Raw genomic sequence first — 20,466 nt, 5'->3', positions numbered from 1 at the left:
AGGAAACTGGGGCCGTATCGGAGCGCGCAGTGTCTGCGTACCAGGAAGGCCTGAGAACAGGAGGGACACCCGATGAACGAGATTTTGGAGAGCCTGCACCGGCGCAAGTCGGTCCGGGTCTTTACGGATCAGCCGGTGGGGGAAGCGGAGAAGCGGGCCATTTTGGAGGCGGCGGTCCAGGCCCCGACCGCCGGAAACCAGCAGCTCTATACCATTCTGGATATCACCGACCAGAGCATCAAGGATACCCTGGCCGAGACCTGCGACCATCAGCCTTTCATCGCCAAGGCACCGGTGGTCCTCGTGTTCTGTGCCGACTGCCGCAAGTGGTTTGACACCTATGTGGAGGCCGGGTGCAGCCCGCGCCGCCCGGGACCGGGCGATCTGATGCTGGCGGTGGAAGATGCGGCCATCGCCGCACAGAACGCGGTGACGGCGGCGGAGAGCCTTGGACTGGGATCCTGCTATATCGGAGATATTATGGAGCAGTATGAGGCCCATCGGGAGCTGCTCCATCTGCCGCCCTGGGTCTTTCCCGCTGTGATGTTGGTCCTGGGTTATCCCACCCAGCAGCAGAAGGACCGGCCCAAGCCGGAGCGGGCGGCCATGGAGCATGTGGTGCACAGCAACACCTACCGCCGGATGGACGGGGAGGAGCTGCGCCGGATTTTTGACGGGCGGACCGGAGGAGAGGAATTTTGCAGCTGGATGCAGGCCTTTCACCGGCGCAAGTACGACTCGGGCTTTGCCCGGGAAATGAATCGGTCCGTGCAGGCCTACCTGCGGGATCTGGAAGAGGAGGAGCCGGTATGATCCATATTTATTGCGGAGACGGGAAGGGGAAAACCACCGCTGCCATGGGCCTGACGGTGCGTGCAGTGGGGCATGGCCGCCGGGTGGCGGTGGCCCAGTTCCTGAAGAGCGGCAAGAGCGGGGAGCGGGAGATCCTGGCCAACCTGCCGGGCGTGGAGCTGCTCCCCATTCCGGAGGAGATGAAATTTACCTTTCTCATGACGCCGGAGGAAAAGGCCGCCGAGGCGGTGCGCCAGAAGGACATCGCGGCGCAGGCCTTTGCCCGCAGCAGCAAAGTGGATCTGTTGGTGCTGGACGAGCTGTGTGCCGCCCTTTCCACCGGAATGCTGGAGCTGCCCTGGGTGCTGGAGCAGCTGGACGCCTGCCCGGAAGCGCTGGAGGTGGTCATCACCGGGCGCAATCCCCCGCCGGAGCTGGAGGAGCGGGCAGCCTATATCACTGAGATGAAAAAGCACAAGCACCCCTTTGACGCCGGACTTCCCGCCCGGGAGGGCGTGGAGTGGTGATTTTTCCGCCAAAAAGTAAACTGGGGCGATTGGACACATTACACGAGCCCTTCCCGGCGATGGAGCGCTTCTTTTGAACATGCACACAAAAAAGAGGCATATCCTGTAAAAAGGCAAAAAGTAAGCGCGATTTTTATACATTTTCTTTATTTGCGTTCTTGTATTTCCCGATCGGGACCGATATAATGTTACAGAACGGGCGCCAGTCGCCCACGCAGGATTAAGGAGTGAAACCATATGTCGAATATCTGGCATGATATCAGCCCCAGCCGCATCCAGCCCGACGATTTTGTGGCGGTGATCGAGATTCCCAAGGGCAGCAAAAAGAAGTACGAACTGGACAAGGAGACCGGTCTCATCATTCTGGACCGAGTCCTTCATACCTCCACCCACTATCCCGCCAACTACGGTTTTATTCCGCGTACCTACGGCGACGACGGAGACCCGCTGGACGTACTGGTCCTCTGCTCCGAGGAGATGGACCCCTTGACGCTGGTGCGGTGCTATCCCATCGGCTATATCTCCATGCTGGACGGAGGCAAGAACGACGAGAAGATCGTGGCCATCCCCTTTGCCGATCCCACCTACAATACCTTCCATGATCTGATGGACCTGCCCGGTCACATCTTTGACGAGATGGCCCACTTCTTCACGGTCTACAAGGCCCTGGAGGGCAAGGAGACGGTGGCCGGTGACGTCAACGACCGGGCCGCTGCCATTGAGGTCATCCGGCGGGCCATGGACCACTACTCGGACAGCTTCCTGGGCGGTGCCGCGCCCCGGGGAAGCCAGAGCAGCTCCAACCGCTGAGTGGCCCTGCGCGGGAGTAGCCCGTGCAGTTAAAAAAAATCTTAATCCTTTTTTCGTTCCCTTTGCCCTCCGCGTGTGATAAACTGGTCTGGTAGCGAATTAGGAAGGAAAAACGATCGAGATCGAGATGTGAGGTGCACACCGATGCAGAATACATACGACTGCCTGGTTATTGGCGCCGGCTTTGCAGGCGCGGTGGCGGCGCGGGAACTGGCCGAGCGGGCCGGAAAGCGGGTGCTGGTGCTGGAGCGGCGCGGCCATATCGGCGGCAACGCCTATGACCTGCCCGATGAGCACGGAGTGCTCATCCACCAGTACGGCCCCCATATCTTCCATACAGCCAACAAGCGGGTCTTTGACTATCTCTCCCGCTTTACCCAGTGGAGGGACTACCAGCACCGGGTGGTGGCCAATGTTCACGGGACCGAGATGCCCGTTCCCTTCAACCTGACCAGCCTGGAACTGGCTTTTGGCCGGGAAAAGGCCGCCGCACTGGAGGAGAAGCTCATCGCCGCCTATGGCGCGGAGAAGAAGGTCACCATTCTGGAGTTGCGCCGCAATGCCGACCCCGATGTAGCGGCCCTGGCCGACTATGTCTACGAAAACGTCTTTCTCCACTATACCATGAAGCAGTGGGACCAGTCCCCTGAGGAGATCGATCCCAACACCACGGCCCGGGTGCCGGTCTTCCTCTCCCGGGACGACCGGTATTTCCAGGACCCCTGGCAGGGGATGCCTCTGGAGGGCTACACCCCCCTCTTCGAGCGCCTGCTGGATCACCCCGGCATCACCGTGGAGCTGGGGGTGGATGCCCGGGAGCGCCTCACCCTGGGCGAGGACGGCGTGACCCTGGACGGCGTGCCCTTTACCGGCCCGGTCATCTATACCGGCGCGGTGGATGAGCTCTTTGCCTGCCGGTTTGGGCGGCTTCCCTATCGGACGCTGGAGTTCCGCTTTGAGAACTACCCGGTGGAGTTCTGGCAGTCCCACGGAACGGTGAACTATACCGTCAGTGAGGAGTGGACCCGCATCACAGAGTTCAAGTACCTCACCGGGCAGGTCAAACCGGAGTGTACCACCATTGCCAAGGAGATCTCCCACGCCTACACAGGCGCGCCCGAGGAGACTCCCTACTATGCCATCATCAACCCGGAGAACAATGCCCTCTATGCCCGCTATCAGGCGCTGGCGGAGCGGTATGGAAACCTCTATCTGCTGGGACGGCTGGCAGAGTATAAATATTACAATATGGACGCCATCGTGGCCCGGGCTCTGGAGCTGTGCGACACGCTGGCAGAGAAGGGAGCCTGAGCCCCATGGACAAGCTCATTACCTTTGCGGTACCCTGCTACAATTCCGCGGCCTATATGGATCACTGCGTGGAGACCCTTCTGGCCGGAGGGGATGACATTGAGATCATCCTGGTGGACGACGGCTCCACCAAGGACGATACCCCGGCCATCTGCGACCGGTATGCCCAGCAGTATCCCGGTATTGTCAAGGCCATCCACCAGCCCAACGGCGGCCACGGCGAGGGCGTGAACCAGGGTCTGCGCAACGCCTCCGGACTCTACTACAAAGTGGTGGACTCGGACGACTGGCTGGATACCGACGCACTGAAAAAGGTGCTGGATAAGCTGCGGGAGTTTGCCCGTCAGCCCGACCCGGTGGACCTCATGGTGTGCAACTATGTGTATGAGCACGTGGAGGACAACACCCAGAAGGTCATGCGTTATACCAATGTGTTTCCGGAAAATCGGGTCTTTACCTGGGCGGACATCGGCCGGTTCCGTCCGTCCCAGTATCTGCTGATGCACTCGGTCATCTACCGCACCGAGCTGCTGCGCTCCTGCGGGCTGGAGTTGCCCAAGCACACTTTCTATGTGGACAATATTTTTGTCTATCAGCCCCTGCCCTTTGTCCGGAGCATTTACTACATGGATCTGGACCTCTACCGGTATTTCATCGGCCGGTCCGACCAGTCGGTCAACGAAAAGGTCATGGTGACCCGTGTAGACCAGCAGCTGCGGGTGACCCGCCTGATGATCGATGCCCACGATCTGAAGAAGATACAGTCTACCCTGCCCAAGCTGGGCCGGTATATGTTCAACTACCTGGCCATGATGATGACCATTTCTTCCATTTTCCTCATCATCGACGGTTCCCCCGAGGCACTGGGCAAGCGTACCCAGCTCTGGGAGTACCTGCGCGGGGTGGACGGACGGCTCTATCATAAGATGAAGTACCGCGCGGTATCGGCGGTATCCAATATCCCGGGCTATCAGGGACGCAAACTCTCGGTAAAGCTCTACCGGCTGGCCCGGCGTATTTACAAGTTCAATTAACGAACAAAGATAACAGCGTCCCCGAACTGCATGTGCAGTCCGGGGACGCTGTTTTTACATACGGAAATCAAGCGGGAGTAAGCTGGAGGATCACCAGCTCCGGGCGGTTCCAGATGCGGGGAATGCGGGTGGATTCCCGGGCCAATCCCCGGCTGACGACCTGTACTTCGCCCCCGTCCCGCTGGTACATACCGCCGGCATAGGCGGGAAAGAATCCCTGGTTTGGGGCCAGAAGCCCATTCAGAAGAAAGGGAATGCGCCACTGTCCTCCGTGAGCGTGGCCGTTTAGAATGAGATCGCAGTCCAAAGCGGCATAATCGGCATAGCGCTCCGGGCGGTGAGCGAGCAGGATGGCCGTGTGGGAGGTGCGGGGGCGGATTTTCAGCTCAGTGAGCTGTCTGGAATAGGCGCTGCCCACGGTTGGATCGTCCAGACCCAGAAGATCGACCGGCTGACCATTCAGTTCCAGAGTGATTTGGGTGCCCCGGAGCACGGGGATGCCCAGCTCCGCAATGCGGGCGCAGAATGCCTCGGCCTGACCGGAGCGGAATTCGTGGTTTCCCGTGACATAGACACAGGGCCAGCGCCGGACAGCCTCCTCCAGGAACTGAAAGGCGGGCTCGGTGGGGAGCTCATCGTCCACAATATCCCCGCCCAAAAGAAGAGCATCGGGTTCCTCTGCCACCAGCGCATCCAAGAGGACGCGCTGGTCCTCTCCATAGCGGCAGCTGTGCAGGTCGGTCACCAGTGCCAGACGCACGGGGGCCTCCAGCGAGGCCAGAGGGACATCATACCGGCGAATGGCAAGGCGTACATCCAGGGCGGAGCACAGAACAGCGGCGGTCACCAGTCCGAGGGCCAGACAACGGCGCTTCCGGCGGGTCATTCCCGTCCCTGCTCCTTCAGGAGAGCCTGCTTGATGTCCCAGAGCTTCTGGGAGAGATCCACATAGTAGTTGTGGGGATTTTCAAAGCGCTTGACCTCATCCCAGAGAAGGTCGATCTGGGCGGCGCAGTAGGCCCGCATCTCCGTAATGGTGGGAGACTGGTAGACCAGCTTTCCGTTCCGGAAAATGGGGACCAGGAGCTCCTTGGCCTCAAAGTCGGTGAAGGTCTTGCGCTTCCAGGTGGCGTCCGGGTCAAAGAGCTCCAGCGGGCGGCTGTCATCCACCGTCTCGTCATAGAGGGTGATGAGATCGGCTAGGGCCTTGCCCGAGTAGCGGGAGACCAGGCGGTAGACCTTTTTGAAGTGGGGGTTGGTGATCTTGGCCGGATTTTCGCTGATTTTGATCTTGGGGATAATGTGACCCTCTCCGTCCTCCACGGCGGCCAGCTTGTAGACGCCGCCAAAGACCGGCTCGGACTTGGAGGTAATAAGCCGCTCGCCCACGCCGAAGGAGTCGATCTTGGCGCCCTGAAGGAGGAGATCCCGGATGATATACTCGTCCAGAGAGTTGGAGGCCACGATCTTACACTCGGTCAGTCCGGCCTCGTCCAGCATCTGCCGGGCCTTGCAGGAGAGGTAGGTGAGGTCGCCCGAGTCCAGACGGATGGCGCAGTTGGTGATCCCCTTGGGGAGAAGTACCTCCTTAAAGGCACGGATGGCATTGGGCACGCCGGACTTGAGGACGTTATAGGTGTCCACCAACAGCGTGGCGGAGTGGGGATAGAGCTCGCAGTAGGTCTTAAAGGCAGTGTATTCGTCGGGGAACATCTGCACCCAGGAGTGGGCCATGGTCCCGCCGGCGGGAGAGCCATAGAGCTCGTCGGCCAGGGTACAGGCGGTGCCGGCGCATCCGGCGATATAGGAGGCACGGGCGCCCAGCAGCGCGCCGTCGGTGCCCTGGGCCCGGCGGGAGCCGAACTCCGACACAGGGCGGCCCTGGGCAGAGCGTACGATCCGGTTGGATTTCGTGGCAATGAGGGACTGGTGGTTCAGATTGAGCAGCAGGTAGGTCTCGATAAACTGTGCCTCAATGGCGGGGGCGCGGACGGTGAGGATGGGCTCCCGGGGGAAGATGGGCGTCCCCTCGGGCACAGCCCAGATGTCGCCGGTGAAGCGGAAGTTGCGCAGATATTCCAGAAACTCTTCGCAGAAGACGCCCTTTTTCCGGAGATAGGCGATATCCTCCTCATCAAAGCACAAGTTTTCGATATAGTCGATGATCTGCTCCAGACCGGCGGCAATGGCAAAACCGCCTCCGTCCGGGACATTGCGGAAAAAGACGTCGAAATAGCAGATCTGGTCGGCCATGCCGCTCTGGAAATAGCCGTTGCCCATGGTGAGTTCATAGAAATCACAGAGCATGGTGTAGTTCATATGGCTTTTCATGAAAAGACCCTCTTTATATGGGATGGCCGCCCCGGAACAATGGACCGGGGCGGCGGGAGTACGGGTTCAGCGGTTGGTCACGGTGACCTGGAGCCCCTCCAACACATCCAGCGCCTTTTCGTGGAGCGCGGGATCGAAGGAGGCGGTGAGCCGGGCATCCACCAGGATCTCGGCCTCGGGCAGGGCGGCCTTGACCATCACCGCGTTGGAGAGAACGCAGATGTGGGAGACCAGCCCGCACAGCTCTACCTGGGCATAGCTGCGGCCTTTGAGCCACTCAGCCAGCTCCAGGGAGGGGAAGGTGGGCTTGCGGAAGACGCAGTCCCCATCCCCACGGGCGGCGGCGGTGGAGCCGTAGAGCTCCCATCCTGCCTCTCCAAAGAGACAGTGGGGGACGGGCAGTTTGCGGCCCTCCTGGGTCTGGGCGTAGTTGGTGCCATGGGTATCCAGCGTAAAGACCACGTCGTTGCCTGCGGCACGATAGTCCGCAATGCGCTGGGCAATGGACGCGTCCAATGCCTCGGCGCCGGCAAAGCCCAGAGCGCCGTCCACGAAGTCCTTTTGATAATCCACTACGATCAGTAATTTTTTCATGTGTTATCACACTTTACAGGAGTTTTTCAAAGCAGGGATAGGGAAGAGGCCGTCCGTGCAGATGGATCTCGCCCCGCCGGACAAAGCCCTGCTTGGTAAAGAGGGCCTGCATCCGGTGATTGAGAGAGTAGGTGTCCACATGGAGGGCGGACACATGGTTCTGCCGGGCCAGGTCCTGCGCAAAGGAGAGCAGCGCGGTGGCCACACCCTGGCGTTGGGTGGCCGGGTCCACCGCCAGGCGGTGGACCGAATAGACCTCCCCCCGGTACTGCCAAGGAATGGAGGCATACTCCGGAGTCTCGCTGCGGTTGAGGCAGGCCACGCCCAGAATGGCGCCCGTCTCGGTACAGGCCACATAGAGCTCCCCACGGTCAATATCCCCCGCATAGAGGGCGCGAGTGGGATAGTCCGCGCCCCACTGGGGATTGCCAATGGCATTCATATGGGCCACGGCCCGCTCGACCAGGGCCCAGACGGCATCCAGATCGGCGGGAGCGGCACAGCGGATGATGGGCATGGAGCTTAGAGCGCCATGGGGCCCATGGCCTCGTGCAGTTCGTCGGTGATGGCGCCGTGGAAGAGGCCTCCGGCGAAGCCGTGGAGGGTCTCCAGACGCTCGGGGAGCTGCTCGGGGGTGAGCTTGCCCACCGTGGAGAGATCCTGGTCCAGAATGAAGCGGGGCTTGGGGTCCTGCTTCCCGCCGTTGAGCAGGCCGGGACCGGCGTGGAGCTTCAGGCGGCTGTCGGTGCCCAGACGGGTCTCAATGTCCAGAGAGCACTTGTTGACTTCCTTCTCGTCCACATCGGGCTCGCCCAGGATGCCGATATAGGGGCTCTGGAGCAGATCGTCCCACAGAAGATCGGTCAGGCCCAGGCGCTCCTTGGAGATGGCGTTGACGTAGCGCAGGCCCACCCGCTCAAAATAGTCGGCGTGGTAGATCTGCAGGAAGGCGGCCACGGCCTTGTCCAGCTTCAGGGCAAAATCCTCCCAGCGGGTGTAGCGCAGGGTGGACAGAGCGATAAAGTTGCTGGTCAGATTCAGCTTCCAGAATCCGTCCTGGGTGATGAAATTATAGTTGGTGATGGGGGGCTGCTGCTCCACCTTGGCGTCGGGGGTGCCCAGACCGGTGATCTTGGGGGCGGGACGCTCCTGCCGGGCCACAAACTGCGGGAATTCGTGCCGGATGGCCTCCTGGAACTCCGCGGGCTCCTGAGAGCCGATGGAGAGGATGGTGGGGAAGCGGAGCTGGCAGATCACCTCAATGAGGGGGCTGCGCTGGTAGAGGCAGCGCTCGTACTTGGCAAATAGCATAGGGTCGTGTTCCTCCTGTATTTTGTTCGGGTCTGTTCAGGGACAGGGGCCCGTTCATGGGTATATTCTCTACTATTATAATGCGTAACAGTAAAAGTAACAAGAGAGAATGGTGGATATTTCTGTTTTTTACACAATCCATACCGAAACGGTGACCGGGAAAAAGAGGGCGCGCACCCTTTTCCAGCGGCGGAATAGGATAAGACAGCAACGGAACATGGAGGAGGAGTTGTGCCATGAAACATGAGTGGAATATCTGGGTGGTGGGCGGAGACCAGCGGCAGGCGCAGCTGGCCGTCCAGCTGGCCAGAGACGGACATACGGTTCATACCTATGCCCTGGAGCGGGCGGGGGAACTGGGGGAGGGCGTGGAGCCGGAACGGGATCTGCGGGGGGCCGTGCGGGCGGACTGCGTGATCCTTCCCCTGCCTGTGATCGGAGAGGGGACGCTGCTCAACACCCCGCTGTCAGAGGGGAGCCTTCCCCTGGCCGAAGTGCTGGACCGCCTGCGCCCGGGCCAGATCGTCTGCGCCGGGCTGGTCACGCCGCCGGTAGCCGCGCTGGCCGATGCCCGGGGACTGACCCTGCACGACTATTTTGCCCGGGAAGAGCTTGCCATAGCCAACGCGGTGCCCACGGCCGAGGGGGCGATCCAGATCGCCATGGAGGAGCTGCCCATCACCCTCCACGGCGCCCGGGTGCTCGTAGTGGGTTACGGGCGGCTGGGAAGAGCGCTGGCCCCTCGGCTGGCGGCGCTGGGCGCCCGGGTGAGCGTGGCCGCCCGGAAGTGGTCCGATCTGGCCTGGATCGAGGCGGAGGGCTACGGGGTGGAACACAGCGGGCAGCTGCGGGGCTGGCTGTGCGGCTATGATCTGATCCTCAATACCGTGCCGGCCCGGCTCCTGGAGGAGGAGACCCTGCGGGATCTGAAACCGGGCTGCCTGGTACTGGACCTGGCCTCCAAGCCAGGGGGGGCGGGTGTGGCATTGGGAAGGCATAGGACGACCCTACCTTATATATAATGGAAGCATGACCGTAGAGGAGGGGTGGAACATGAAGCCGGAATGCCATGTGCGTGAGACCTATGCCCAAGAAGGACCCGACCTGATGCAATGTTTGGAGGAGCTGCTGCGCGCCGGGAAGGAGGAGCCGCCGTGTCCCTTCCAAAGGTAGGGCTGTACCTCCGCCTCTCCCGGGAGGACGAGGGGGAGAGCGACCAGTCCATGAGCATCGCCAACCAAAAGACCTTTTTGCTCCAGTATGTCCGGCAGCAGGGCTGGCCGGTGACGGAAATCTATGCGGATGACGGATACACCGGTACCAATTTTGACCGCCCCGCGTTCCAGCGCCTGCTGGAGGACATCCGGAAGAAGCGCATCGACCTGGTGGTCACCAAGGACCTGTCCCGGCTGGGGCGGGATCAGATCGGAACGGTCTACTACTATCAGTGCTTTTTCCCGGCCCATGGGGTGCGCTATGTGGCGGTGAGCGAGGGGTTCGATACCGCCGCCGGACATACCTCCATCGCGCTGCCCTTTCTGGCGGCGGCCAATGACTTCTATACCGCCGATATCTCCCGAAAGGTTCGTGCCGCTCTGGATGCACGGCGGCGGAGCGGGGCTTTTATCGGGGCATCCCCTCCTCTGGGGTACCGGAAGGACCCGGAACAGCGAGGAAAGCTCCTGGTGGATGGGGAGCGGCGCTGGATCGTGGAGGAGGTTTTTCGCCGCTATCTGGAGAGCGGCTCGGTCCGGGGAACCGCCCGGGCGCTGAGTGCCGCCCAGGTGCCCACCCCTGCCCAATGCCGGGGAGAGGGCTCCCGGGGCGTGTGGAGCGATACCATGGTGCGGCGCATCCTGACCAATCCCACCTATGCCGGGCACCTCACCCAGAACCGCAGCGAAAAGGCCAGTTACAAGATCACACGGCGGATCGCCCATCCGCCGGAGGCATGGACGGTGGTGCCCCACACCCATGAGGCCATCATTCCACAGACCCAGTTCGACCGGGTGCAGGAGCTGCTGCGCCGGCGTAGCTACCGTCCGCCTGTGGGGGAGGCCCATCTCCTCACCGGACTGGCCTTCTGCGCCGCCTGCGGCTCCCCCATGGGCTATGTGCGGGAGGGAGCGCGGAGTTACATGGTCTGTCAGGGCTACCGGCGGGGGAGCAAGCGGTGTACCTCCCACCGGGTGCGGGAGGACGCGGTGCTCTCCGCCCTGGGGGAGTTGCTGCGCACCCTGGTCCGGGCGATCGACCCGGGAGAATTGGCGGCGCGTACCCTGCCCCGGACGGGAGACGAAACGGTCCGCCGCCGCGGGGAGCTGGAGCGGGCCCTCCAGGCCTGCCGCCGCCGGACAGTCCATCTCTACCGGGATCAGGAGGAGGGGGTGATCACCCGGACGGAATTTCAGGAGCTCCTCCTGGAAAACCGGCGGCGGCGGGAGGAGCTGGAAGCCCGGTTGAGCGCGCTCCCCCCGGCTCCACGAAACGACCCGGCCTGGTGGACCGAGCGGGTGCGGGAGACCCTGACCTTTGCACCGCTGACCCGCCCGGCCGTGCTCTCCCTGGTGGATCGGGTGCTGGTGGAGGAGGGAAAACAGGTGGAGATTCGGTTCCGCTTTCGGATGCCGGCAGCAGAAACTGTGCAGAATGGATAAAGAGACGGTCGAAAAATAGGGGGATGGGAGGAATACTAAACAACCAGCATACTTGCATCTGCGATTTATTTGTGCTACAATGTTACCGTTACAGAAGTTCTTAATATATCTTTAAGGCTTTCGGGAAAAATTTTTAAAATGTAACCGATTTGTGACCGAAGGGTGCTATACTCTGTAACAGAAGCGATCTCCCGCCGGAGAGCATGCTCCGGCAAGCTTACAAGTTGGAAAAGAGCAAACCATGTGAAAGCATGGGACGCAAAGCTAGAAAGCTAACACGGCCATGTGCCGCTACGCTCGTTCGGCTGCCCAGACAAAGACGTTCGGTCTGCCGATGCGTTGAGCTCTTTTCCTGGAATGGATCCTGTTCGCGCCGCAGACAGTTCGTCTGCGGCGCTGTTTTTTCACCTCTAAAACAGCGGAAACAGAACGATTTAAAAGAAATAAAAAATGTACATCCAAACCTTGAAATGTAACCGTTCTGTGACCGCAGGGTGCTATACTCGGATTCAGAAAGTGAGCTTCCGGGCGGGAAGGTCCCCCGGTCTCCCAGTCTGAGAAAGCGAGGTGAGGGCGCAGTGCCCAAAGCAGTTAAAGTCCTCTGGAACACCCTGACCACCATCCTGGCGGTGATCGTGGTGGGCGTGGCCGTCCTTCTGGTGGGCGTACGTCTGGTGGGGTTGACCCCCTACGTAGTGCTCAGCGGAAGTATGGAGCCGACCTATCCCACCGGTTCCCTGATCTATGTGAAGGATGTGGAGCCACAGGATGTAAAGGTGGGCGACCCCATCACCTTTGTCTTGAATGAGGATCTGACCGTTGCCACCCACCGGGTGATTGAAGTCAATGAGACCGACGGTTGGTTCCGCACGCAGGGGGATGCCAATGACAGTCCCGACGGAAGCCCGGTTCTTTTCGAGAACCTGATCGGAGTACCCCAGTTCTGTATCCCAAAGCTGGGCTTCCTCACCGATTTCCTCACCCACGCCCCGGGCATGTATGTGGGATGGAGTGTGATCGCCGTGTTGCTGATCCTGCTCTTCACACCGGAGATTCTGAAATGGGCCGAGGATTCGGACAAGAAGGCCGCCGCCAAGAAAGCGGGTAAGGCCGATGACGCAGGGGGAACGCCGAAAGGCAGTAAATAGATTCGACCCGGTACTCGCAAAGATCCAGACCAACCAATGTTCTTTAAGAAGAGAAAGGAGCAAACACAATGAACGTGAAGAAAGTTGCTGCTACTACCGCAGCCCTGTCCCTGACCGCAGCTGTCGCCGTGGGCGGCACCCTGGCTTGGCTGACTGCCAAGACAGATACTATCGAGAATACCTTTACCATCGGCAACGTAGGCATCAAGCTGCAGGAAAAACAGGGTGAGGAGTGGAAGACTGCGGGTGAGGGCTTTACTGGTCAGCAGTATACCGTCACGCCCGGTATCAATATTACCAAAGAAGCCAAAGTAACGGTGAATGATGGAAGCGAAAAGAGCATTGTCTATCTGAAGGTAGTGAAGGGTAGCGACTTTGATACATACTTTGACGCTACTGTAGATACCAATAATTGGACTCCGCTGGCGGGACATGAGAACTACTATTGGAAGGTTGCAGAGGAGAATGCCGAACTGGGGATTCTTGCTAATAACACGGTAGACCCCGATGAGGATGCACTGGTAAATGGTGTTAAGCTCGACAAGGCGACTCTCTCCTTCCAGGCTGCCGCTATTCAGTATGACGGTCTGACCGGTGAGGGTGACGCTGCTAAGGCGGACGATGGCTTCAACAAGCTGCCTACTGAGTTTAAAAGCTAATTTATTAGAACAATTTTAGCTATTGCTACATGGTGACAAACTTAGAAAGGAAGCATGACGTATGAACATGAAGAAGAAACTGGTTGCCGGCGGCCTCGTGGCCTGCATGGGCGCGACTCTCATCGGCGGCGCCACCCTGGCTTACTTTACTGACAAAGATGAGGCCGACAACGTTTTTACTGTGGGTAATGTGGGCATCGACCTGACCGAGCCCAACTGGGATGCCACTGGCGCGAACGACGCAAAGGAGGCTTATCCTGGCGAGCCTCTGGCCAAGGATCCTACGGTCACCAACACGGGTGCCAACCCCTGCGTTGTGCGCATTAAGGTTGAGTGGGACGAGAAGATTGATCCGATGGAGTACCGCACGGACTATGTCACTGGTAAGCTGGGTGACAACTGGGTTGACGGCGGAGACGGCTACTTCTACTATACAAAAGCGCTGAATAAGGGCGATAAGACCGACGCTCTGTTTGACCAGATCGTGGTTCCCACAACGCTGACCAATGGTGATGCTGCGACAGAATACAACGTGAAGGTGACCGCTTATGCGGCACAGGCGCAGGGCATTTTCACCAGCTATAAAGACATGGAAGACGGTATCAGCGCGGAAGAGCTGCCCACCGTGCAGGCGTTCTTCAATACTGCTTTTGCTCCCGCGCCCTAACCTTTAGTACATCCGTACCGAATCGAATTGAATATGGGCGGCGGGGCATTTCCCCGCCCCGCCGCCCTAAGGACGTTCCCAGCACTGCCTGTTGGGATTCCCTACCAGAACGGGAGTGCCGCTTCCCCAGGCACTCCTATTCGTCCCTAAAGCGTATTTGAATTTGTGAAGAGGAAAGGCGGGAGATGACATGAAAAAACGACTCGCAGCGGGCGGCGTTGCGCTGTCCCTGCTGGCCATCCTGGGCATCGGAACCGCGGCGTATTTCGTGACCGATGGCAGGGCCGAAAACAAGATCACCATGGGCACGGTCGATCTGACCCTGACCGAAACCGTGAACGGTGTTGTGGTGGGCGAGAGCACCAGCCAGCTGGACGGCATTCTCCCCAGCCAGACCGTAGATCAGGTGGCAGAGATTAAGAATACCGGCAATCAGGACTACTGGCTCCGGGTGCGGGCGGATGTGAGCGTCACCGCAGCGGATCAGGCCGCCGATTTGGATAACCGCGTAATCTCCTTCAACTGGGACAAGGAGAAGTGGGTAGAACAGGACGGCTGGTACTACTACCCCACCGCCGTGGCGGTCAATGAGACGGTGACCCCCTTCACAGAGGTCACCTTCGCCGCTGAGGCCGGAAACGAGTATCAGGGTTGCATCATCGATATCGATGTGGAGGCCCAGGCCGTTCAGGTCAAGAACAATGAGATTCCCGAAAACGGCTCTGTCCTGGACGTCCAGGGCTGGCCTGAGACGGTCACTCCGTAAGGAAAGAGGTGTGATGCAGTATGTATAACTGGAAGAAACGCCTGTTGGCGGCTGTGCTGGCCGGTTGTATGACCGTCGGTCTGATGGCCCCCGCACTGGCGACCGTGGGTGGGGAGGATACCCTTACCACGGCGGGCGAGGTGGACCCCGGTTTCAGCGTGGACCCGGTGTACCCTGTGGAGCCCACCGATCCTGTGGAGCCCGTGGAGCCCACTCCTCCCGTGGAGACCGAGATCCCCGATGGGGAGATTCCTGGCGGAGTGTTGCCGCCGGAGGAAGTAGGGGCTTTGACAGCGTCGGAGACTTATGACGGAGTTACCGTAGATGTTTCTGCGCCTGCGGGTGCGTTCCCGGAAGGGACGACCGTCACCATCACTCCGATCAAGGAAGAGCTTGATTTTGGTGAAAAAGCCTGGAATTTCGTGGAGAAACTCTTTGGCTTTATGGAAGAGAACTACGACAACGAAGAGCTGGAGCCCATGGACGTGGTGCGCTACGTGATGGATGAGACAGTAGCCACCTTTGAAGAGGATGAACCTCTGGTTGCCTTTGATATCAGCTTCTATGATGTGGATGGTGTAAAGGTGCAGCCCGAGGGCGACACGGTCAGTGTTTCCTTCACGGTGGACCAGAGTTCCAGCCTGCTGGACGGCAGCGAGACCCAGCTTCAGGTTTATCACCTGGACGAGAGCGGTGAGGAGCCTGTGGCGGAGCCCGTGGGTGAAGCCGTTACCGTGGAGGCTGGTCAGGATGCCGAGCTCTCCGTAGAGGCTGATCAGTTCTCCATTTATGTGGTGGGCCCTTCTGCCCCTGCTACCACGACCTATACTTTCTATGTAAATAATCGGGAGTATGCCAAACAGATCGTCAAGACGGGAGAAACCCTTCTGGAGCCCGAAGCGCCCGTGTCGGAGGACGAGGGTAAGGTTTTTGCCGGTTGGTATACGCAAGATGGAAAAGAGTTTACTGGATTTGGTGAGGTAGGCACGATTGAGGAGTCCAGCACGGTAAACCTGTATGCTCGCTTTGATACAGCCTACTATGTATTCTATATGGACGGCACCGACGTCGATTCTCGAGTAATCTATACAGAAAAGGTGGCCGGTGATAGAGTACTGCAATTGAACCCGGACTTTCCTGCAATAGAGACGGAAGCTGGTACGGCCAACACTGGTTGGAGTAAAGAGCCGGACGGAGATGTGGTCAGTGAGTTGTACATTAACGATCAGGATCATACCCTGTATCCGGTGATCAAGTCCGGCTATTGGCTGCGCTTTGATTCTCAGGGCGGCACCAGTGTGGATTCTCAGTTTGTGATTTCTGGCGAAACTACTGCTGAGCCTATTGCTCCTACCCGCTATGGCTACCAGTTTGACGGCTGGTATACTGCGCCTGAGGACGGCGAAAAGTATACATTTGCTCAGCCTCTGACGGAGGACACTACCCTGTATGCCCACTGGATTTCGACCGAGGTCACATATACGGTCATCCACTGGTGGGAGAACGCCAACGACGACGAATACTCCTACCATGAATCCGAGACGTTGCGGGGCAAGGTGGGTGAGATGACCAACGCCCAAGCCAAGAACTACCAGATCCGGGATAAGAATCCGGCAGGAGGTACTGTCACGGGCTATCCCTTCACAGCACAGACAATCGAACAGCAGACGATTGCTGGAAACGGCTCTACTATCGTGAACGTATATTATGAGCGGGAAGAATATACGATTAAGTTCATGGAGTATAAAAGGAGCGGTTGGTGGGGAGGTAGTTGGGAGGAGATTGAGGACTTCCAAATCACCGCTAAATATGGTGCGAAGATCTCCGACCAGTGGCCCAGCCATGAGGGTGGCAGCCGTTGGGCTTTGACGAAAGGCGGCAATAAATATCAGAACAATATTGATGTCATGCCGCTTAACGGATACACTTATTATAAGCCTGATAGCTCCGGTAAACTGCGTGAGGTCGAGTACTATGTAGAGGCCTTGCCTGGTGAGACCGGCTATGATCCTGCGCCCCTGGGAGGCGGCAAATACAAGCTGCACCATGTTGACCGCAGCCTGGGAGACCTGGACAGTACGGTCGGTGAGGAAGACCGGTATCCGATCACTGGTTTTACCCTGAATACCCAGTACAGTACGGGTCTGAAACAAAATTACGCAAATTCCAGCTTCTACTATGATCGCAACAGTTACAAGGTCAACTACTACAACGGGAATGGTGTGGCGTACAGCCAGTCCTATCTGTATGAGGCGGATATCTCCAGTGCTGACGAATACATTCCAGACCGTCCTGCCGGGATCCCTGCCGACTATACGTTCGCGGGCTGGTTCAAGGACCCCGCAGGGACTGAGAAGTTCGTGTTCGACGGCAAGACCATGCCGGCGGAGGACATCATCGTCTATGCCAAGTGGGCATCGGTAACCTATACCGTGGACTTTGACCTCAACGGCGCCACCGGCAACATCGACAGCCAGACTCTCCAGCCTGGCGAAAAGGTGAAAAAGCCTGCCGATCCTATTCGGGATGGTTACCAGTTCGGCGGCTGGCTCACTCAGGATGGTGAACCCTACGACTTTGAGCAGGGTGTCACCCGTGACATGACCTTGGTTGCCCAGTGGATCAGTGAAGGATTCTATATGGTAACCTATACCAGCGGCGAGGGCGAAGGTACGCCGCCCAGCGACCCGACCAAGTATGCCGGTGGAGCCCACGCCCAAGTGGCGGCGCCCACAACACTGACTCCCCCAGAGAAAAAGGTGTTCTTGGGCTGGAAGGTTAAAGCTGGAGAGGAAGATACAGGTTTAATTGTACAGCCCGGCGATTGGATCGAAGTTACAGCCAATATGGTTTTGGTGGCCCAGTGGGGCGAGAAGCCTGTGAAGACCTCCGTGACCTATATACTCAATGGTGGCACGTATGACGACATAGAAATAGTAGATGACAAGATTGTGGTCCCTGTGGACAACAACGGTCAACATACTGTTCTAGAGACACCTAAAAAGCCTGGCTATGAGTTTACGGGATGGTTGATTCAGGGTACGAATACGATTGTGCAGCCTGGTGCGACCATCCAAGTTGATAACGAGAAGCCGGAGAATAACGTCCTGATTGCTCAGTGGGAAGCCAACAGCATCAACATTACCATTGAAAAAGTGGTGGACGAAACGCCGGTACAGAGCTTTATCTTCAAAATCACCGGTGCGAACAACTTTGAAATGGCTGTCGTGATGAATCCTGAGGACTTCGAGGGTGCGCTCAGCCATACGGTGACGATCTGTGATCTTCCCGCCGGTAATTATACCGTCACGGAGGACACCAAGTGGTCCTGGAAGTACACCGCAAATGTGACTTCTCAGGGCATAAGCGAAACAGGGACTGTCACCTTTACCAACACCCGCAACGACGAGAACTGGCTGGGCGGCAGCGACAGCGCGGAGAACCACTTTGATCCGGTTAGCAGCGGTTCTTCCGATCAGACCATCGGCACTTTGGACGCCCTGGTGCCTCCTCTGCCCACCGGCGAGAAGAAGCAGGGGGACGGGGACGACCAGAAGAAGAGCGAGCCTGAGTTTGACGGAGACCCGGAACTGGATGACGGAACACAGGAGGGAGGCGTGAACCATGTTTAATCGCAAGCACAACGAGGGGAAGCGCGCCTTCCGCAAATGGAAATGGCTGCCCGTAGCCTGTGCGCTGGCGCTGGCCCTCACCGTTACGGTGGGGGGCACGCTGGCCTGGCTGGTAGCTAACACTGACTCGGTGACCAATACCTTTAAAATGGGCCAGGTCACACCGGAAGTCACAGAGGATTTCGATGGAACGGTCAAGGAAAATGTCCGCGTTCAGAATAAGGGCGATGTGCCCGCCTACATCCGTGTGGCCCTGGTCGCCACTTGGGAAAAGAAAGCGGAAGATGGGACAACGGACGTGAAGCCCGCCAGTCTGAGTGATCTGAACATTACGTTGGGCGATATGGAGAATGATTGGCTGGAAGGCTCCGACGGATACTACTATCATCGTGCTCCTGTCAACGGAGGGGACTTCACCAGCTATTTGATCACAAAGGCCGAGGTAGATGGGACTAATGAACCTGCCGGTTACCATATGAATCTCCAGGTCATTGCCGACTCCATCCAGGCCGCGCCCGTTGAAGCAGTAAAGACCACGTGGGGTGTTACGCTGGACAACGCTGGAAACATTAACGGCCTGACGAATGCAGGTTAAGGAGGTGACCAACCATGAAAAAAAATAAACTCCGCGCTCTGTTGGCGGAAGGCGTGGCCGTGGCTATGCTGTGCGGCGTCATGGCGGTCACCGCCCTGGCCGACACTGGCGTACCTACCGTGACCTATAACCACGCAAACAAGCAGTTTGAGTTCCGCAATGTGAGCACAAACAACGAGACTGTGGAAGAGGGCTATCCTAACCTGTTCCAGGAGCTTACCAATCTGATGCCCGGCGATGAAAAGAGCCAGGAGATCAAGGTGAATGCCTCTGGGTTGGGTTCTGGCTCCGTGGTAATTTGGCTGAAAGCTGAGCCCAGCAAGGACCCCGAGGCTCAGGCTGACTATGCCAAGCTGCTGACGGCTATGGATGAGCAGGGTGTAACCCTGAGCATCACAGAAAAAGACGGCAAGCCCATCAATGACGTCAATGGCGATCCTGTGACCGAGCTGAGCGCAAAGCTGAGCGAGGGCGTGCGCCTGGGGCGCTTCTATGGGAGCGACGATGAGCGCAACCTGGTCGTTAAGCTGAGCATCCCGGTCACGGTGGGCAATGAGTTCCAGGGTCTGGCTGCTGGAATCGACTGGGTCTTTACTGCGCAGTATGAGCCCGGCGGTGATGGCGGCGACGGTGGCGGCGGCGGAACTGATATCCCCGAGCCCAGCACCCCGTTGGGAGACCTGCCTGAGCTGGAGAAGGGCGACCACTTCGCCTACATTGTGGGCCGCGACGACGGAAAGGTCCATCCCGAGGATGAGATCAACCGCGCTGAGGTGGCTACGATCTTCTTCCGCCTGCTGAAGGAGGACTCCCGCAACCAGTACTGGATGACTACCAACCCGTACAGCGATGTGCCGGCGGATGCCTGGTTCAACAAGGCGGTCTCCACGCTGACCAATGCCAAGATCATCTACGGCCGCTCCGGCGGGATCTTTGATCCCAACGCCCCCATTACCCGCGCTGAGTTCGCGGCGATGGCGGTCCGCTTCTTCGGCAGCGGCTATGATGGCCCGGATATGTTCAGCGATATCTCCGGCCACTGGGCTCAGGATGCCATCAACAAGGCGGCCAACGAGGGCATCATCAGCGGTTATACCGACGGTACCTTCCGTCCGGACAACAACATCACCCGCGCGGAGGCAATCTCCATCATCAACCGGGTGTTGGACCGCCGGCCCCATGCCGACCACCTGCTGGATGGTATGACCACCTGGCCCGACAACATGGATACTTCTGCCTGGTACTACACTGCCATCCAGGAGGCCACCAACTCCCACAACTATGATCCCTCGGAAGAGCGGGACGAGAACGACAACCAGTTTGAGATCTGGACCGAACTCCTCCCCGTCCGTGACTGGGCCACGCTGGAGCGCGCCTGGACTGATTCCAACGCCTCCGTCAACCCTGGCGACGTCATGTATGTCTCTTCCAGTGAGAGCTATGTGGTAAAGTAATTTCATCCAGAGCAAGGAAACAGGCCCCGCCGTAACCGGCGGGGCCTGTTTTTTGTGTGTGTTGAAAAATTTCAAAAATGTACTGCGCTATATCAAAATGTAACCGAGATGTAACCACGGTAGGATATACTCATAATCAAAGAGCGTAACCGCCTGAATGTCAGATGGGAGGCGACAC

At 58.7% G+C, this 20,466-nt stretch carries 19 protein-coding genes and 1 riboswitch; of the genes, 14 read left to right on the top strand and 5 right to left on the bottom strand.

The window, feature by feature from the left end:
- Positions 1-72: 72 nt before the first annotated feature.
- The 5 genes from GPK94_RS04515 (at position 73) to GPK94_RS04495 (ending at position 4,474) form a co-directional block, all read left to right on the top strand.
- Entirely contained in the window at positions 73-813 is a 741-nt protein-coding gene (locus GPK94_RS04515) for a nitroreductase family protein (protein ID WP_215654741.1), read from the top strand.
- Entirely contained in the window at positions 810-1,319 is a 510-nt protein-coding gene (locus tag GPK94_RS04510) for a cob(I)yrinic acid a,c-diamide adenosyltransferase (RefSeq protein WP_101691026.1), read from the top strand. Before GPK94_RS04515 ends, GPK94_RS04510 begins: the two co-directional genes overlap by 4 nt.
- A 237-nt stretch (positions 1,320-1,556) precedes the next feature.
- A complete protein-coding gene (locus GPK94_RS04505; protein ID WP_215654739.1) occupies positions 1,557-2,129 on the top strand; it encodes an inorganic diphosphatase in 573 nt (190 codons plus the stop codon).
- A gap of 144 nt (positions 2,130-2,273) precedes the next feature.
- Positions 2,274-3,440 (top strand): UDP-galactopyranose mutase, encoded by a 1,167-nt coding sequence (gene glf / locus GPK94_RS04500; RefSeq protein WP_101691028.1) that lies wholly within the window; start codon positions 2,274-2,276, stop codon positions 3,438-3,440.
- Between the two features lie 5 nt (positions 3,441-3,445).
- Positions 3,446-4,474 carry a glycosyltransferase family 2 protein gene (locus tag GPK94_RS04495; protein WP_101691029.1) on the top strand — a complete coding sequence of 343 codons (1,029 nt, stop codon included), beginning with the start codon at positions 3,446-3,448 and terminating at the stop codon, positions 4,472-4,474.
- 67 nt (positions 4,475-4,541) lie between these two features.
- Here the strand turns inward: GPK94_RS04495 and GPK94_RS04490 are convergent, their stop codons facing one another.
- The 5 genes from GPK94_RS04490 to GPK94_RS04470 all read right to left on the bottom strand — a co-directional run bounded on the left by GPK94_RS04490 (position 4,542) and on the right by GPK94_RS04470 (position 8,710).
- A complete protein-coding gene (locus GPK94_RS04490; RefSeq protein ID WP_215654737.1) occupies positions 4,542-5,360 on the bottom strand; it encodes a metallophosphoesterase in 819 nt (272 codons plus the stop codon).
- A complete protein-coding gene (locus tag GPK94_RS04485) occupies positions 5,357-6,805 on the bottom strand; it encodes a nicotinate phosphoribosyltransferase (protein ID WP_193538794.1) in 1,449 nt (482 codons plus the stop codon). The genes GPK94_RS04490 and GPK94_RS04485 overlap by 4 nt, the downstream gene beginning before the upstream one ends.
- A gap of 66 nt (positions 6,806-6,871) precedes the next feature.
- Positions 6,872-7,399, bottom strand: coding sequence for an isochorismatase family cysteine hydrolase (locus tag GPK94_RS04480; protein ID WP_215654735.1), 528 nt, complete (start codon positions 7,397-7,399; stop codon positions 6,872-6,874).
- A 13-nt stretch (positions 7,400-7,412) separates the two neighbouring features.
- Positions 7,413-7,916, bottom strand: coding sequence for a GNAT family N-acetyltransferase (locus tag GPK94_RS04475; RefSeq protein WP_215654733.1), 504 nt, complete (start codon positions 7,914-7,916; stop codon positions 7,413-7,415).
- A 5-nt stretch (positions 7,917-7,921) separates the two neighbouring features.
- Positions 7,922-8,710 carry a TIGR04255 family protein gene (locus GPK94_RS04470; protein ID WP_101691033.1) on the bottom strand — a complete coding sequence of 263 codons (789 nt, stop codon included), beginning with the start codon at positions 8,708-8,710 and terminating at the stop codon, positions 7,922-7,924.
- A gap of 236 nt (positions 8,711-8,946) precedes the next feature.
- Between GPK94_RS04470 and GPK94_RS04465 the strand changes: the two genes are divergently transcribed.
- The 9 genes from GPK94_RS04465 to GPK94_RS04425 all read left to right on the top strand — a co-directional run bounded on the left by GPK94_RS04465 (position 8,947) and on the right by GPK94_RS04425 (position 20,288).
- Complete coding sequence (locus tag GPK94_RS04465; RefSeq protein ID WP_215654731.1) at positions 8,947-9,732, top strand: dipicolinate synthase subunit DpsA; 786 nt, start codon at positions 8,947-8,949, stop codon at positions 9,730-9,732.
- A gap of 132 nt (positions 9,733-9,864) precedes the next feature.
- Complete coding sequence (locus GPK94_RS04460) at positions 9,865-11,367, top strand: recombinase family protein (RefSeq protein WP_215654729.1); 1,503 nt, start codon at positions 9,865-9,867, stop codon at positions 11,365-11,367.
- A 223-nt stretch (positions 11,368-11,590) separates the two neighbouring features.
- Positions 11,591-11,680, top strand: a riboswitch (cyclic di-GMP riboswitch).
- 265 nt (positions 11,681-11,945) lie between these two features.
- Positions 11,946-12,515, top strand: coding sequence for a signal peptidase I (locus GPK94_RS04455; RefSeq protein WP_193538800.1), 570 nt, complete (start codon positions 11,946-11,948; stop codon positions 12,513-12,515).
- 68 nt (positions 12,516-12,583) lie between these two features.
- Positions 12,584-13,174 (top strand): SipW-dependent-type signal peptide-containing protein, encoded by a 591-nt coding sequence (locus tag GPK94_RS04450; RefSeq protein WP_215654727.1) that lies wholly within the window; start codon positions 12,584-12,586, stop codon positions 13,172-13,174.
- Positions 13,175-13,235: 61 nt separating this feature from the next.
- Positions 13,236-13,841 (top strand): TasA family protein, encoded by a 606-nt coding sequence (locus GPK94_RS04445; protein ID WP_215654725.1) that lies wholly within the window; start codon positions 13,236-13,238, stop codon positions 13,839-13,841.
- 190 nt (positions 13,842-14,031) lie between these two features.
- The gene (locus GPK94_RS04440) at positions 14,032-14,607 is read left to right on the top strand and encodes a TasA family protein (protein ID WP_215654723.1); all 576 of its coding nucleotides are present in this window, start codon (positions 14,032-14,034) and stop codon (positions 14,605-14,607) included.
- 20 nt (positions 14,608-14,627) lie between these two features.
- Positions 14,628-18,239 (top strand): InlB B-repeat-containing protein, encoded by a 3,612-nt coding sequence (locus tag GPK94_RS04435; protein ID WP_215654721.1) that lies wholly within the window; start codon positions 14,628-14,630, stop codon positions 18,237-18,239.
- Positions 18,232-18,834: a hypothetical protein gene (locus tag GPK94_RS04430; protein WP_215654719.1), complete on the top strand. Its 603-nt coding sequence runs from the start codon at positions 18,232-18,234 to the stop codon at positions 18,832-18,834. The genes GPK94_RS04435 and GPK94_RS04430 overlap by 8 nt, the downstream gene beginning before the upstream one ends.
- A gap of 14 nt (positions 18,835-18,848) precedes the next feature.
- Positions 18,849-20,288, top strand: coding sequence for an S-layer homology domain-containing protein (locus GPK94_RS04425; protein ID WP_215654717.1), 1,440 nt, complete (start codon positions 18,849-18,851; stop codon positions 20,286-20,288).
- The last annotated feature ends 178 nt before the right edge of the window (positions 20,289-20,466 follow it).

Source organism: Pseudoflavonifractor sp. MCC625 (genome assembly GCF_018784545.1).
In the GTDB taxonomy this organism is placed as follows: domain Bacteria; phylum Bacillota; class Clostridia; order Oscillospirales; family Oscillospiraceae; genus Pseudoflavonifractor_A; species Pseudoflavonifractor_A gallinarum.
Note: the sequence above shows the minus strand (reverse complement) of the source record. Positions and strands in the feature narration are given on the sequence as shown.